The sequence below is a fragment of the Winogradskyella ouciana genome (genome assembly GCF_009709615.1).
Lineage (GTDB): Bacteria > Bacteroidota > Bacteroidia > Flavobacteriales > Flavobacteriaceae > Winogradskyella > Winogradskyella ouciana.
The window spans coordinates 1-275 of sequence record NZ_WJYA01000092.1 but is presented as its reverse complement, the minus strand read 5'-3'; the positions used below and the strand labels follow the sequence as shown (position 1 = coordinate 275).

At 38.9% G+C, this 275-nt stretch carries 1 pseudogene; it reads right to left on the bottom strand.

Annotated elements, in window-relative coordinates:
• A pseudogene (locus tag F1003_RS15745) lies at positions 1-275 on the bottom strand (NAD-dependent epimerase); the annotation flags it as partial.

Sequence of the window (275 nt, the reverse complement as noted above, 5' to 3'; positions counted from 1 at the left end):
AAATTAGGCATTACTTTTTTAATTTCATTTGTTAGTTCTGCAGGTGTAAAAGACATACCTCCTAGATTATAAGAGCCCCAAACACTGATGTTTTCTGCAGGTTCTTGCATTAGTTTTATAGTGGCGTTTATAGCATCGTCCATATAGAGCATAGGCATAGCCGTATTTTCCGAAATAAAACATTGGTATTCGCCTTTTTCTACCGCTTCGTAGAAGATTTCCACGGCATAATCGGTAGTACCTCCACCTGCAGGAGCTTTCCAAGAAATAAGACC